The organism is Halomonas heilongjiangensis, from assembly GCF_002879645.1.
GTDB classification, from domain to species: Bacteria; Pseudomonadota; Gammaproteobacteria; order Pseudomonadales; family Halomonadaceae; genus Halomonas; species Halomonas heilongjiangensis.
Genome location: NZ_PNRE01000068.1, coordinates 13600 through 27842 on the forward strand (window position 1 = coordinate 13600; position 14243 = coordinate 27842).

Sequence of the window (14243 nt, forward strand, 5' to 3'; positions counted from 1 at the left end):
GTCACGCCGCCACGACGCCGATGGCGTACTCCTCGCCGGCATCCAGCAGCCAGCGATAGCAGTAGTCGGCGAAGCTGCGCCGGATCACCAGCTCCCAGCGCGACTCGTCGGGGCGCCGCAGGATCGTGGTGGTCTTGGCGAACACCGTGGTCACCCCCTTGCCAACCGGGAAGTGCTGGGGATGCGCGTCGTAGATCACCGACTTCATCAACAACTCCGGCACGGCGTCTCCCTCCAGCTCGAGCAGGGTCTGGCCGCCGCTGACGTTGACGATGGCGAAGCTGGCGTCGCCGAGGCGTTCGCGCAGGCGGCCCTCGAGCGCGAACTCCTCGCCACCGGGCACGATCAGCAGCCACTCGTCGGGCGAGAGCCACTGGATCGACCGCTCGCCGGAGGCATCCAGCACCAGCCCCTGCGGCCGGCCGGGCAGGTTCATGCCGAGCTCGTCACGCACCGCCTCGTCGAGCACGATGGCCCCGCCGCGCAGGATCAGGTGGCCGAGGAAGGGCCGCTCGCGCAGCACCACCCGGCTGGCGGCGCCGGCCGCCGGCGCCCCGCTGCGATGATAGGAGAAGGCCAGCGGCGATTCGGCCGGAATGGCCGCATCGGCCCGGCTGTCGTAGATGTTCACGTTAGACATGCTGACGCTCTCCCTTGGGATCGACGAAGATCGGGCTGACGATTTCGGCCTCATGGACCTGGCCGTCGGCCATGGGCAGGTAGACGGTCTCGCCGAGCTTCTGGTGGCCGCCCTTGACCACCGCCAGGGCGAAGCCGCTGTCCAGGGTCGGGCTGTAGTAGCTCGAGGTCACGTGGCCGACCATCGGCACGGGAACCGGATGCTTGGGGTCGAGGACGATCTGGGCGCCCTCCTCCAGCACCACGGCCTTGTCCTTCGGCTTGAGGCCCACCAGCTGCTTGCGGTTCTCCCGCGCGGTGTCGCTGCGGGTCAGGGCGCGCTTGCCGATCCACGAGAACGGCTTGTCGTAGCCCACGCACCACTGCATCCCCAGGTCCTCCGGGGTCACCGAGCCATCGGTGTCCTGGCCGACGATGATGAAGCCCTTCTCGGCGCGCAGGACATGCATGGTCTCGGTGCCGTAGGGCGTGAGGCCATACTTCTCGCCGTGCTCGAACAGCGCCTTCCAGACGTGCATGGCGTAGTGGGCCTGGACGTTGATCTCGAAGGTCAGTTCGCCGGTGAAGGAGATGCGGAAGACCCGCGCCGGCACGCCGGCGACCTTGCCCTCGCGCCAGTCCATGAACTTGAAGCTATCGCGATCCAGGTCGATGTCGGTGAGTTCCGCCAGCAGCTTGCGCGACTCCGGCCCGGTGATGGTCATGGTCGCCCAGTGATCGGTCACCGAGGTGAAGGTCACGTCCAGCTCCGGCCACTCGGTCTGGTGCCACAGCTCCAGCCACTCGAGGATCGCCGCGGCGCCGCCGGTGGTGGTGGTCATCACGAAGTGGTTGTCGGCCAGGCAGCTGGTCACGCCGTCGTCGGTGACCATGCCGTCGTCCTTGCACATCAGGCCGTAGCGGCACTTGCCGACGGCGAGCTTCTCCCACTTGTTGGTGTAGATGCGACCGAGGAACTCCCGGGCGTCCGGGCCCTGGATGTCGATCTTGCCGAGCGTCGAGGCGTCGAGGATGCCGACGGCCTCGCGCACCGCCCGGCACTCCCGGGCCACCGCCTCATGCATCGTCTCGAGCTTGCCGGCGACACGCTGGGGATAGTACCAGGGGCGCTTCCACTGGCCCACGTCCTCGAACTCGGCGCCGTGCTCCACGTGCCACTGGTGCAGCGCGGTGTAGCGCTCGGGGTCGAACAGCTCGCCGCAGTGACGCCCGACGATGGCACCGAAGGTCACCGGCGTATAGTTGGGGCGGAACACCGTGGTGCCGACCTCGGGGATCGTGCGTCCCAGGCAGCGCGCGGCGATGGCCATGCCGTTGATGTTGCCGAGCTTGCCCTGGTCGGTGCCGAAGCCCATGGCGGTGTAGCGCTTGACGTGCTCGATGGACTCGAAGCCCTCGCGGGTGGCGAGTTCGATACCCGCCGCGGTGACGTCGTTCTGCAGGTCGACGAACTGCTTGGGCGCACGCAGGGTCGGCTTCTCGTGGGGCACCTGGTAGAGCGCGCAGGCCTGGCCTTCGCGGATGGCATCGACCCGCGGCAGCTCGACGCTCGCGGCGGTATAGCCGCAGGCCACGGCGGCCTGGCTACCCGTCTCGGCGCCATCGGCCAGCACCTGGGGTAGCGCGTAGGTGCCCCGGGCACCCCCGGTGGCAGAGACGCCCTTCACCAGGCTCGGCTCGAAGCCGAGGATCTCGTCGTTCCAGGTGGGCCGGGCACCGGTGTGCGAGGCCAGGTGGATGACCGGGCTGTAGCCGCCGGAACTGGCGATGGTATCGCAGTGGAGTTCCTCCACCGCACCGGCCACCGCGAAGCGGTCGAGATCGACCCGGGCGATGCGGGCCGCGGTGACACGCTTCTCGCCCTTGGCCTCGATCACCGCACTGCCGGTGACCACCCGGATGCCCCGGGAACGGGCCTGATCGACCAGCTCACCGTCCGGCGCCTCGCGGGCGTCGACGATGGCCACCACCTCGCGCCCCGCCTCCTGCCAATCCAGGGCGGCGCGGTAGGCGTGGTCGTTGCTGGTGGAGAGCACCAGTTTCTGGCCCGGCACCACCCCGTAGCGGCGGATATAGGTGGAGACGGCACCGGCCAGCAGGTTGCCCGGCACGTCGTTGCCTGCATAGACCAGCGGCCGCTCATGGGTGCCGGTGGCCAGGATCACCCGGCCGGCACGCACCCGATGCAGGCGAGACCGCACCTGGCGATGGCCATTGGCGAGCGGCGCGGTCTCGGCCAGGTGCTCGGTGCGGCGCTCGTGCAGGGTGACGAAGTTGTGGTCGTGGTAGCCGTTGGCGGTGGTGCGCGGCAGCAGGGTGACGTTGTGGCGCCCACTCAGTTCGGCGACCACCGTGGCCAGCCACTCGCTGGCCGACTCGTCGTCGAGCAGTTCGCGGGAGTCGAGCAGCGAGCCGCCCAGTTCCTCCTGCTCGTCGCAGAGGATCACCCGGGCACCACTGCGGGCGGCGGCCAGCGCCGCCGTCAGCCCCGCCGGACCGGCGCCGATCACCAGCACGTCGCAATGCCGGTGCAGGTGATCGTAGATGTCCGGATCGGCTTCCGCCGGGCTGCGGCCCAGGCCGGCGCTCTTGCGGATGTACTTCTCGTAGGTCATCCACAGGGAGGCCGGGGCCATGAAGGTCTTGTAATAGAAGCCCGGCGGCATGAACTGGCCGCCCAGCTTGCCGACCAGGCCCATCAGGTCGCGCTGGACATTGGGCCAGCCGTTGGTGCTGCGCGCGGAGAGGCCATCGAACAGCGCCTGCTGGGTGGCGCGCACGTTGGGCACCTGGCCGGCCTCGGAGGCCCCCAGTTGGACGACCGCATTGGGCTCCTCGGCGCCGGCGGCGACGATGCCGCGGGGCCGCGAGTACTTGAAGCTGCGGTTGACGATGTCCACGCCGTTGGCGAGCAGCGCCGAGGCCAGGGTATCGCCGGCATGGCCCTGGTAGGCCTGGCCGTTGAAGGTGAAGCTCAGGGTGCGGGTGCGGTCGATGCGCCCGCCCCGGACGAGACGATTCGGCTGGCTCATGCGCGGACTCCTTCCTGACGGGCGGTGGCGGCGGACTCGCGCCCGGCCAGGTCACCGGAGACACTCTCGGCGGTGATGGTCGGTTGCTCGCCCATCCGGTAGGTCTCGAGGATCTCGTAGCTCACCGTATGCCGGGTGATGTTGAAGAACTTGCGACAGCCGACGGCATGTACCCACAGCTCGTGGTGCACGCCCCGGGGGTTGTCGCGGAAGAACAGGTAGTCGCCCCACTCCTCGTCGCTGCAGGCCTCGGGGTCCAGCGGGCGGGCGATATGTGCCTCGCCCTTGGGGTGGAACTCCTCTTCCTCGCGGAGCTCCTCGCAGTAGGGGCAGTAGATCTGAAACATGTTTTTGTTCCCCCGTCATTCGGGATGAAAGCTATGGGCATCTGCGCCAATCAGTGGGCAACGCCGGCGGCACCGTGCTCGTCGACCAGCGCCCCAGTATGGAAGCGGTCGATGGAGAACGGGGCGGCGAGCGGGTGCATCTCGCCCTTGGCCAGGCTGGCGGCGAAGACGTGGCCGGAACCCGGGGTGGCCTTGAAGCCACCGGTGCCCCAACCGCAGTTGAAGAACAGCCCCTTCACCGGGGTCTTCGACAGGATCGGGCAGGCGTCCGGGCAGGTGTCGACGATGCCGCCCCACTGACGGTTCATGCGCACCCGGGAGAAGATCGGGAACATCTCGACGATCGCCTGCAGGGTGTGCTCCACGGTGGGATAGCTGCCGCGCTGGCCGTAGCCGTTGTAGCCATCGATGCCGGCGCCGATCACCAGGTCGCCCTTGTCCGACTGGCTGATGTAGCCGTGGACGTGGTTCGACATCACCACGGTGTCGAGAATCGGCTTGAGCGGCTCGGAGACCAGCGCCTGCAGCGGATGGGACTCCAGCGGCAGCCGGAAGCCGGCCATCTTCGCCAGCACCCCGGAGTTGCCGGCGGTCACGCAGCCCACGGTCTTCGCCTCGATGTCGCCACGGTTGGTATGCACCCCGAAGACGCGACCGTCGCGGATCTTGAAGCCGGTGACCTCGGTGTTCTGCAGCAGGTCGACGCCGAGCGCATCGGCGGCGCGCGCGTAGCCCCAGGCCACGGCGTCGTGGCGGGCCACGCCGGCGCGGGGCTGCCAGGAGGCACCGAGCACCGGGTAGCGGGCGCGCTTGGAGCAGTCGAGGATCGGCACGATCTCCTGGACGCCCTTGGCGTCGAGCACCTCGCCGTCGATGCCGTTGAGGCGGTTGGCGTTGACCCGGCGCTGGATGTCGCGCATGTCCTGCAGGGTATGACCGAGGTTGAGCACGCCACGCTGGGAGAACATCACGTTGTAGTTGATGTCCTGGGACAGGCCTTCCCACAGCTTCATGGCGTGCTCGTAGAGCGCCGCGGCCTCGTCCCACAGGTAGTTGGAGCGCACGATGGTGGTGTTGCGAGCGGTGTTACCGCCGCCCAGCCAGCCCTTCTCGAGCACGGCGATGTTCTTGACGCCGTGCTCCTTGGCCAGGTAGTAGGCGGTAGCCAGGCCATGGCCGCCGCCGCCGACGATGATCACGTCGTACTGCTTCTTCGGCGCGGGATTGCGCCACTGACGCTGCCAGTTCTCGTGGTGGCTCAGTGCGTGCTTGACCAGCCCGAAGCCTGAATAACGTTGCATGCTGTCTCTCCTCGATCGGTCCCCGACCGGCTGGTCGGGGACCACCCCGACGAACGGGTTCAGGCGATGGATGTCTCGTGCGCCAGCGGGGCGGCGTCACCGTAGACCGGATAGCGCGCGCAGAGCGCCTCGACCTTGTCACGCACCTCGGCTTCCACGGCCTCACTGTTGCCCTGCTCGGCCAGGACATCGAGGATGTCACAGATCCAGCCGGCCAACTCGGTGCACTCCTCGACGCCGAAACCGCGGGTAGTCACCGCCGGGGTGCCGAGGCGCAGGCCCGAGGTCACGAAGGGGCTCTGGGGATCGTTGGGCACCGCGTTCTTGTTGACGGTGACATGGGCCCGACCGAGTGCCGCATCGGCGTCCTTGCCGGTGACGCCTTGGCGGATCAGCGAGACCAGGAACAGATGGTCGTCGGTGCCACCGGAGACGACGTCGTAGCCGCGGTCGAGGAACACGCTGGCCATCGCCCGGGCGTTGTCGATCACCCGCTGCTGGTAGCGCACGAAGTCCTGGCTCATGGCCTCCTTGAAGGCCACCGCCTTGGCGGCGATCACGTGCATCAGCGGGCCGCCCTGCTGGCCCGGGAAGACCGCGCCGTTGAGCTTCTTGTACAGCGTTTCATCCGCGTGCGAAGACAGGATCAGCCCGCCGCGCGGACCGCGCAGGGTCTTGTGGGTGGTGGTGGTCACCACGTGAGCGTGGGGCAGCGGGCTCGGGTAGAGGCCGGCGGCGACCAGGCCCGCCACATGGGCCATATCGACCAGCAGCCAGGCCCCCACCTCGTCGGCGATGGCGCGGAAGCGGCGCCAGTCGACCACCCGCGAATAGGCCGAGAAGCCGGCGATGATCAGCTTGGGCCGGTGCTCCCGGGCCAGGCGCTCGACCTCGGCGTAGTCGATCTCGCCGGTCTCCGGGTTCAGGCCGTACTGCACGGCGTGATAGTGCTTGCCGGAGAAGTTCGGGGCGGCGCCGTGGGTCAAGTGGCCGCCGTGGGCCAGGCTCATGCCCAGCACGGTATCGCCCGGGCTGACCAGCGCCATGAAGGCCGCGGCGTTGGCCTGGGCCCCGGAGTGGGGCTGGACGTTGGCGTAGTCGGCGCCGAACAGGTCGCAGGCGCGCTCGATGGCGAGCTTCTCGACCTTGTCGACGAACTCGCAGCCGCCGTAGTAGCGCTTGCCGGGATAGCCCTCGGCATACTTGTTGGTCAGCTGGGAGCCCTGAGCCGCCATCACGTGCCGGCTGGCATAGTTCTCGGAGGCGATCAGTTCGATGTGGGCCTCCTGGCGCACCACCTCGTCGGCGATGGCGCTGGCCAGGGCGGGATCATAGGCGGCCAGGGAGGCCTGGGGGCGGTATCCTTCACGGTCGGTCATCTCGGGGCTCCGGCTTGTTGTCGTTGGCGAGATCATGGGTGGGTTCACCTGCCGCGATGGTATCCCCGGGATCGAGGCACCATGCTGCTTGCAAACGTCACGACCCGATGCGTTTGCGACATCGCTGTCGTCTTTCCGACAATCCCGCCACCTCGAGACCTTCGCCACGAAGCAACCCACCAGCAGGTCGGCAACCTGGCGTGGATCGTGATCGGGGGCAGGTCACCCCTCGGCGCGCCTCCTCCAGGCAAGACCCACCCCGCCGCCTATACTGCGAGGGCCTTCCTGAAAAAACGACAATGGAGCAGCCATGAACGCCATCGCTCGGGCGGCACGTTATTCCCGGTGCCTGGTGGCCGGCGTTGCCGGTCTGGGCCTGTTGCTGCAGGCCGGTTCCATACTGGCCGACAGCGACAGCCAATACGAGATCTGGGCGCTGGATCAGGGCACCCACAAGATCCACATCTACGATCAGGAGCTGCGCGAGGTTGCCGACATTGCGCTGGGCGACCACGGGGTACGGGTACCGCACATGATCGATTTCACCTCCGACGGGCGCTATGCCTTCACCGCCAACGTGGGCAGTGGCAACGTGGCCGTGATCCGTGCCGAGGACCGCGCGGTGGTGGAGATCATCGAGACCGGGCCACGTACACACATGGCCGGCGTGCGTCCCGGCGACGAGGTCGTGGTGGCCGACATCATCGGCGACCCCGATGTGGAGCGGGACGGCAAGCTGGTGGAGATCCGGCTTGATCTGGAGAACGAACGCTTCGAGCCGGGCCGTGAGCTGCGCATCGCCGATGACCCCGTCTTCCAGGCCAAGGCAGATGACTTCAACGACGTGGCCGCCATCTGCCACTTCGATACGGCCGATGGCGCTCGCTCCTTCGTCACCCTGGGGCCGGCCCTGCCCAATGGCGGCCTGATCGTCGTGGACAACGCCAGCTTCACGCTGGAAAAGGCCTGGGGGCCGGACGAACTGCAGACCAACTGTGGCACCATGCTGACACCGGATGGCCAACACATGCTGCTCAACGGCGGTGGTGAGAACATCGGCGTATGGCATGCCATCGACGTGAACACGCTGGACATCGTGCGTCAGGACGAGAGTAGCCAAGGCATCGATGCCCACGGCGTGCGCAACCTGCCCAACGGCCAGGAGATCTGGATGGTGAACCGAGGCAGCTCGGACGGCATCGTGATCGATGCCACCACGCTCGAGGTGATCGACACCCTGGCGGACACCGGCAAGACCCCGGACATCCTGGACTTCTCTCCTGACTCCCGCTACGCCTTCGTGACCCTGCGCGGCCCGAACCCGGTGTCCATGCCGCACATGGCCCAGGGTGAAACCCCAGGCTTTGCGGTCATCGATGTGGAGACCCGGGAGGTGGTGAAGATCATCCAGCCGGCGGAAGGCAACCCCGAGAGCGACTTCCACGGCATCGGAGTACGCGTGATCCATTGAGCATGATCCGGTCGCCGGCCGTGACGATCCACATCACTCGACCGTATCGCAGGTCCTCGCGGCGTGTCGATACCGGCACCGTGCCACTATCAGTATTCCACCACCACGTCGCCCAGCGGCTTGCTGCAGCAGGAGAGGATGTAGCCCTCGGCGACGTCCTCGTCGGTGATGCCGCCGTTATGCTCCATCTCGACCTGGCCGGAGGTGAGCGGGACACGGCAGGTACCGCAGATGCCCATGCCGCATGCCTTGGGAATATGCAACCCGAGCTTGGCGGCGGCGGCATGCACCGTCTCGCCCGGCTGGATGTGCGCACTCTTGCCGGTAGAGGAGAACTCGACGCTGAGCATCTCGGCCGCATCGAACTCCTCGGCCTGCGCCTCGGCCAGCTCGGCATGCTCCAGCGCCTCCTCCTGCACATCGGCCGGGGTGGCACCGAAGGACTCCTCGTGGTAGTGGCTCATGTCGAAGCCGTTGTTCTTGAGCAGGCTCTTGACGGCGTTCATGTAGGGCGTGGGGCCACAGCAGAAGATCTCTCGCTCCAGGAAATCCGGCGCCATCAGCTCCAGCATCTGCTGGCTGAGGTAGCCACGGAAGCCGGCCCAGGCCTCGCCCAGCGCGTCGCTGTGCTCGCAGACGATATGCAGCCTGAATTCGGGAATGCGCGAGAAGATGTGCTCCAGCTCGCGGTGGTAGATGATGTCCTTGGGGGTGCGCGCGCTGTGCACGAACTCGATATCCACGGCAGAATTGGTATCGAAGAACCAGCGCGCCATGGACATCAAGGGGGTGATACCCACGCCGCCGGAGAGCATCAGGATCTTCTCCGCCGGGTAGTCGATGGCATTGAAGTTGCCCACCGGACCATGCACCGCCAGCTCGTCACCCGACTTGAGATTGTCGTGGAGCCAGTTGGAAACCTTGCCCCCGGGCACCCGCTTGACGGTGATCGAGAAGCTGTAGGGCACCGAGGGCGAGCTGGAGATGGTGTAGGAGCGCATGATCGGCTCGCCGTCGATCTCCAGCTCCAGGGTCACGAACTGACCCGGCTTGAAGAAGAACAGCACCGGCTGCTCGGCCATGAAGCAGAAAGTGCGTACGTCCCAGGTCTCCTGGATCACCTTGACACAGCGCACCAGGTGGCGGCCGTTGGTCCAGGTCTGGGTCGTGACGGGGTTGAGGAAGTTCATTGTCATGTTCGTGTCGCCTGGGCTGCACCATGGGAGGCTCCGACCGCAGTGCCACCGCCTGTCGTTGAGCGGAATTCTGCGCCAGTTGATGGCGCCCCCACTTGCCTGTCAGCGACACGGGCATGCCCGTGATTTCCACTCGCTGCCCTTTTTCATGATTCGTCTGTCGCCCCCGCATCGAAGCCTGTCGCCGGCAGACAACTCCTCATTCACGCGCTGATCCACACTCGCCCTGTTTTTATCCAACACCGCGACTGGCGTATGCGGTCCATCACACGACGCCATCCCTCTCACAACACCGATAATCCGCCCGATGCCGCATGCGCGGCCTGCAAGAGGTAGTGTTTCCATGGATCCGATCTCCCCCCTCCATCTGGACGATGACCTGGCCGCCGCGCGCCAGGCCACCAGCGCCATGCTCGCGGGCCGCGCGCAAAACCTCTCGCTGCCCCAGCCCTTCTACAACGATGCCCGCCTGTTCGCCCTGGACATGCAGGAGATCTTCGGCAAGGAGTGGCTGTTCGCCGGCATGACCTGCGAGATTCCCGCCAAGGGCAACTACATGACCCTGGAGATCGGTGACAACCCGGTGATCCTGGTGCGTGGCAACGACGGCGCGGTGCACGGCTTCCACAACGTCTGCCGTCACCGCGGCTCGCGGCTGTGCGTCAGCGACAAGGGCAAGGTCGCCAAGCTGGTCTGCCCCTATCACCAGTGGACCTACGAGCTCGACGGCCGGCTGCTGTTCGCCGGCACCGACATGGGCGAGAATTTCGATCTGAATGCCTACGGACTGAAGCCGGTACACGTGCGCACGGCGGGCGGCTTCATCTTCGTCAGCCTGGCCGAGCAGCCGCCGGCCCTCGACGACTTCCTGGAGACCCTCGAGCACTACCTCGAGCCCTACGACATGGCCAACGTCAAGGTGGCGGTGGAGTCCTCCATCGTCGAGCAGGCCAACTGGAAGCTGGTCATCGAGAACAACCGCGAGTGCTACCACTGCAACGGCGCCCATCCGGAACTGCTCAACTCCCTGCAGGAGTTCGATGATACCGACGACCCCCGCGCCACGCCCGCCTACAAGGCGCTGGTGGCGAAGAAGCAGAGCGAGTGGGACGACCAGCGGGTGCCCTGGCAGCTCAAGCGCTTCGGCAAGCGCAACCGCCTGACCCGTACGCCGCTGCTCGACGGCATCGTCTCCATGACCATGGATGGCCAGCCGGCGTGCAACAAGCTGATGGGCCGGCTCGAAAGCCCCGACATGGGGTCGCTGCGCATCCTGCACCTGCCCAACTCCTGGAACCACTTCATGGGCGACCACGCCATCGTCTTCCGGGTGCTGCCGCTGGGCCCCCAGCAGACCCTGGTGACCACCAAGTGGCTGGTGCACAAGGACGCCGTTGAGGGGGTCGACTACCACACCGAGACCATGCGCCGGGTGTGGGACGCCACCAACGACCAGGACCGTCGCCTGGCCGAGGAGAACCAGCGCGGCATCAACTCCAAGGCCTACCAGCCCGGTCCCTACTCCGAGACCTATGAGTTCGGCGTGATCGACTTCATCAACTGGTACAGCGAGCGGATGCAGGAGAACCTGGGGAATAGCGCCCCGAGCCTGCAGGTGGTCCGCAGCTAAGCCTTCCGCCATACACAACGGGGCCCGCCATCGAGCGGGCCTCGTCGTTTCGGCGTCCGCCAGGGCAAGACCCGGCGCGCTCAGGCCGATGACCAGGCCGGCGTGACATGGCCATGGGGAAACGAGAAAGCGCCCCCGGATCTCTCGATCCGGGGGCGCTTGTTTCAGGCTCGGTTCCGCTATCGCAGGGCCGGCAGGAGGAACCGCTCCAGCGCCGCCCTCCCCGAGGGCAGCATGATATCGATCTGCCCACCGAGCTCCTGCACCAGCTCCTGCAACCGGGCACCCCCACCTCGGCATGCTTGAGCAGCGCGTCTTCTTCGGAGTCGCGCTCTAGAAGGTAGTGGTCTCGTAAAACAACATCGCTCACAACCACTCCGTGATCCACAGGATGATACCCGGGAAGGCCGTGAATAGTCCCACTGCACCGAGCAGAATCAGCCAGTAGGGCAAGGAGGCCTTCGCCGCAGAGGGTAGATCGACTTCGTTTTTCGAGATCGACGACAGCACAAAGAGGTTGAGCCCCACGGGTGGTGTGATCATGCCGATCTCGATCAGCAGCGTGACGATGATGCCAAACCAGATCGGATCGAAGCCCAGGCTAGTGACCATGGGGAAGGTGATCGGCAGCGTCATAAGCAATAGCGAGATACCATCGAAGAAGCACCCGAGCACGATATAGACAATGACGATCATCATCAGGATCCCATAGGGTCCTAGTCCGAAGCCACTGATCGTCTCAAGGGCAGCGCGCGGAATGCCCAGCAGGCTGACAGCTTGCGAGAGAATCACCGTACCTATCAGGATCATGCCAATAGTCGCGAACATCAGCGAGGCATGCTTGAACGCTTCCCACAGGCGCTGCCGGGTCAGGTCGCCCCAGGTCATACCCAGCACGATGCTGGCGACAACACCTAACGCGGCCGACTCAGTGGGTGTCGCAATGCCTAGGTAGATAGTGCCCAATACAAAGAAGATGAGAATGGGCAGCGGCCAGATTTGCAGTATGCCATGACGCACCTCGCCCCAGTTCATCTTGTCTTTCGACAATGGAGTCACCGCCACCCCAATATTGGACCGGATCATGATCCACACCGAGAAGGCGCATGCAATCATCAGTCCCGGTAACATGCCAGCGATGAACAACTTGCCGATGGACACGTTCTGAGTAGCGCCATAAATGATCAGCGCCAGGCTCGGCGGAATAAGCAACCCGAGTGTACCGCCCGCGGCGAGAGTACCCACCACCATACTGGGGTTATAGCCGCGACCTTTTAGCTCGGGATAGCCAACCGAGCCGATCGCCGCCGCCGTGGAAGTGCTCGACCCGCTGACGGCTCCGAACAGGGTACAGACGGCGATATTGGTGTGTAGCAATTGCCCAGGAACGCGCGCGAAAAGGGGCGTCAGGCCGTTATAGACCCGCTTCGACACGCCGCTGGCCAGCAGGATCTCACCGAGGAAGATGAACAGCGGCACAGCACTAAGCGTGAAGTCGGTGAGCATATTCCAGGAAGCATTGATCGCCAGTGGCGTGGCGCCGTTGGCTAGGAAATGCAGCAACAGCAACCCTGTCAGGCCAAGCGCGGCACCTAGAATCGCTCCACTGGAGAGCAGCACGATTAGACTGCTGCTTAGCAGTAACCAGCTCATTATAAGGCTTCCTCTTCCAAGGCCCGATCAGCGAGGGGTTGGCGTATGCCATGACGAAACTGCACCAGTATGCACAGCAGCATGGAAAACGGCATGATCGCCATCCATGGCCACAGCAGGATACCGCTGATATCGGCCCGCGAGCTGATGGAGCGCGAGAAGTCCATGAAGTCCCAGGCCTCATAGGCGAAGACAACACAGAACGTGACGAGCGTGATGGTGCCTATCACATCCATGATCCGCGCCATAGCAGGCGGGGCGAGCTTCAGGAGAATCTCGATACGGATGTGACGGCCTTGGTCCAGCACGTACGGCAAGCACAGGAAGGTCAGCGATAAGAAGAGTAGACCAGCCAGTTCATCGGAGAAGCGCAAGGGGCGGCCGCCCAGATAACGCATGAGTGTGCTGACGAAGATCAACCCCGTCATGACCACGCCACCGAATACGCCGAGCAGAAAAGCACCATGTGCCGTTTTCTCGATCAGCAGGTTGAATTTTCGCAGCATCGATATCGCCCACCCCGGAAATGAAGAGGGAGCCGGCAAGGATTGCCGACTCCCGGCCTGGCGTTACTCGGAAAGCGCCTGTGTGACGGTGTTGTAGTAACGCATGCCATCTTCACCGGCGTTTTCAGCCATGGTTTTCCAGGTACTCCATGCCGCCGTGACGAATGTATCCACGTCGGCGTCGGAGAACGGCGGAAGGACAGTGATGCCCAACGATTCTCGCTCTTCCCGCGCCAGGGCCTCGCGCTCAGGGTCGACGGCGAGTTCTCGGGTCGTTGCCCAGATCTCCTGCCCCGCTTCCTCGAGGGCTTGGCGCTGATTGTCGTCGAGTCGGCCTAGCGCCCGCTCGCTGATACCGAATATCCACGGCGCGGCGGCCCAGGGATGCAGATACGACTCATATTCCGTGACCTCATGCAGGGAGACGGTCTTGGCCACGGTAGAGAGGTAATAGGCGCAATCCACGACACCCGTCTGCAGTGCCATGTACATGTCATTCTGGGGAATCACCTGCGCCGCAATGCCCAGCGCATCGAAAGTTTCGACCAAGTGCCTGGACCACACGCGCACCTTCTTGCCCTGCAGGTCCTCGAGGGAATCGACAGGCTCCTTGCAGTGCAGGCCGACGTCGAAGATCGGTGCCACCACACCACCCACCGTATGGATGTTCCATTTGGCGAAGCCGTCGTCGTACATCTCCTTGATAACCGGCAGGATGTCGAGGTGCTGATCCGCTGCGGTGATCGCGCCCTGAGCGTAGACGGAGGCCAGCGCCGGTGCGTCGCGGGTGTAGTACTCGCCATACAGCAGCGCCATGTCGACCATGCCACGTTGCAGGGTACGCAGGATGTCGGCCTCTTTCAGGCCGAGGGCGCCGGCATGGTAGACTTCGATCTTCAGCTCGCCACCGGACTTCTCCTCCACCAGGCTGGCGAAGGCTTCGATGTGCTCGGCTTCCGGCCGCGACTGCGCGAGTCCGCTGTGGAAGTTCAGGGTGACGGAGTCCGCCTGCGCCGCTCCTATTGTCGTGGTCAGACCCAGCAGGGTTACAGCACTTGCCAGTTTGTTGAAATTGTTGTTTCTCATTGA

Annotated in this window: 11 protein-coding genes; 2 read left to right on the plus strand and 9 right to left on the minus strand. The window is 65.2% G+C overall.

The annotated features are described in order from the left end of the window. Position 1: 1 nt before the first annotated feature. The 5 genes from C1H66_RS15430 to glyA are packed head-to-tail and all read right to left on the minus strand — an operon-like array spanning position 2 to position 6698. On the minus strand, positions 2-640 hold the full coding sequence (locus C1H66_RS15430) for a sarcosine oxidase subunit gamma (protein ID WP_102628774.1): 639 nt from the start codon (positions 638-640) through the stop codon (positions 2-4). Next, a complete protein-coding gene (locus C1H66_RS15435) occupies positions 633-3671 on the minus strand; it encodes a sarcosine oxidase subunit alpha (RefSeq protein WP_102628775.1) in 3039 nt (1012 codons plus the stop codon). Before C1H66_RS15435 ends, C1H66_RS15430 begins: the two co-directional genes overlap by 8 nt. Then, positions 3668-4018: a sarcosine oxidase subunit delta gene (locus C1H66_RS15440; protein WP_102628776.1), complete on the minus strand. Its 351-nt coding sequence runs from the start codon at positions 4016-4018 to the stop codon at positions 3668-3670. The genes C1H66_RS15435 and C1H66_RS15440 overlap by 4 nt, the downstream gene beginning before the upstream one ends. Before the next feature lie 50 nt (positions 4019-4068). Continuing rightward, on the minus strand, positions 4069-5319 hold the full coding sequence (locus C1H66_RS15445) for a sarcosine oxidase subunit beta family protein (protein ID WP_102628777.1): 1251 nt from the start codon (positions 5317-5319) through the stop codon (positions 4069-4071). A 59-nt stretch (positions 5320-5378) separates the two neighbouring features. Continuing rightward, positions 5379-6698, minus strand: a complete 1320-nt coding sequence (gene glyA, locus C1H66_RS15450; protein ID WP_102628778.1) for a serine hydroxymethyltransferase — start codon at positions 6696-6698, stop codon at positions 5379-5381. A gap of 310 nt (positions 6699-7008) precedes the next feature. Here glyA and C1H66_RS15455 point away from each other — a divergent pair, with 310 nt between their 5' ends. Further along, on the plus strand, positions 7009-8169 hold the full coding sequence (locus tag C1H66_RS15455) for a YncE family protein (protein ID WP_102628779.1): 1161 nt from the start codon (positions 7009-7011) through the stop codon (positions 8167-8169). 89 nt (positions 8170-8258) lie between these two features. Here C1H66_RS15455 and C1H66_RS15460 read toward each other — a convergent pair whose 3' ends face one another. Beyond that, positions 8259-9365, minus strand: coding sequence for an FAD-binding oxidoreductase (locus C1H66_RS15460; protein ID WP_102628780.1), 1107 nt, complete (start codon positions 9363-9365; stop codon positions 8259-8261). A gap of 343 nt (positions 9366-9708) precedes the next feature. On the opposite strand from C1H66_RS15460, the gene C1H66_RS15465 reads away from it, so the two are divergent. Then, entirely contained in the window at positions 9709-10995 is a 1287-nt protein-coding gene (locus C1H66_RS15465) for an aromatic ring-hydroxylating oxygenase subunit alpha (RefSeq protein WP_102628781.1), read from the plus strand. Between the two features lie 366 nt (positions 10996-11361). Here the strand turns inward: C1H66_RS15465 and C1H66_RS15470 are convergent, their stop codons facing one another. The 3 genes from C1H66_RS15470 to dctP all read right to left on the minus strand — a co-directional run bounded on the left by C1H66_RS15470 (position 11362) and on the right by dctP (position 14240). After that, complete coding sequence (locus C1H66_RS15470) at positions 11362-12648, minus strand: TRAP transporter large permease (protein ID WP_102628782.1); 1287 nt, start codon at positions 12646-12648, stop codon at positions 11362-11364. Continuing rightward, complete coding sequence (locus C1H66_RS15475) at positions 12648-13154, minus strand: TRAP transporter small permease (protein ID WP_102628783.1); 507 nt, start codon at positions 13152-13154, stop codon at positions 12648-12650. The genes C1H66_RS15470 and C1H66_RS15475 overlap by 1 nt, the downstream gene beginning before the upstream one ends. A 63-nt stretch (positions 13155-13217) precedes the next feature. Next, positions 13218-14240: a TRAP transporter substrate-binding protein DctP gene (gene dctP, locus C1H66_RS15480; RefSeq protein ID WP_102628784.1), complete on the minus strand. Its 1023-nt coding sequence runs from the start codon at positions 14238-14240 to the stop codon at positions 13218-13220. Between the last annotated feature and the right edge of the window lie 3 nt (positions 14241-14243).

Excerpts from the sequence above, each read along its gene's own strand:
- C1H66_RS15440 (WP_102628776.1), bottom strand. The coding sequence starts at position 4,018 with ATGTTTCAGATCTACTGCCCCTACTGCGAGGAGCTCCGCGAGGAAGAG.
- C1H66_RS15465 (WP_102628781.1), top strand. The coding sequence starts at position 9,709 with ATGGATCCGATCTCCCCCCTCCATCTGGACGATGACCTGGCCGCCGCG.
- C1H66_RS15445 (WP_102628777.1), bottom strand. The coding sequence starts at position 5,319 with ATGCAACGTTATTCAGGCTTCGGGCTGGTCAAGCACGCACTGAGCCAC.
- C1H66_RS15455 (WP_102628779.1), top strand. The coding sequence starts at position 7,009 with ATGAACGCCATCGCTCGGGCGGCACGTTATTCCCGGTGCCTGGTGGCC.
- dctP (WP_102628784.1), bottom strand. The coding sequence starts at position 14,240 with ATGAGAAACAACAATTTCAACAAACTGGCAAGTGCTGTAACCCTGCTG.
- C1H66_RS15430 (WP_102628774.1), bottom strand. The coding sequence starts at position 640 with ATGTCTAACGTGAACATCTACGACAGCCGGGCCGATGCGGCCATTCCG.
- C1H66_RS15460 (WP_102628780.1), bottom strand. The coding sequence starts at position 9,365 with ATGACAATGAACTTCCTCAACCCCGTCACGACCCAGACCTGGACCAAC.
- glyA (WP_102628778.1), bottom strand. The coding sequence starts at position 6,698 with ATGACCGACCGTGAAGGATACCGCCCCCAGGCCTCCCTGGCCGCCTAT.
- C1H66_RS15435 (WP_102628775.1), bottom strand. The coding sequence starts at position 3,671 with ATGAGCCAGCCGAATCGTCTCGTCCGGGGCGGGCGCATCGACCGCACC.
- C1H66_RS15470 (WP_102628782.1), bottom strand. The coding sequence starts at position 12,648 with ATGAGCTGGTTACTGCTAAGCAGCAGTCTAATCGTGCTGCTCTCCAGT.
- C1H66_RS15475 (WP_102628783.1), bottom strand. The coding sequence starts at position 13,154 with ATGCTGCGAAAATTCAACCTGCTGATCGAGAAAACGGCACATGGTGCT.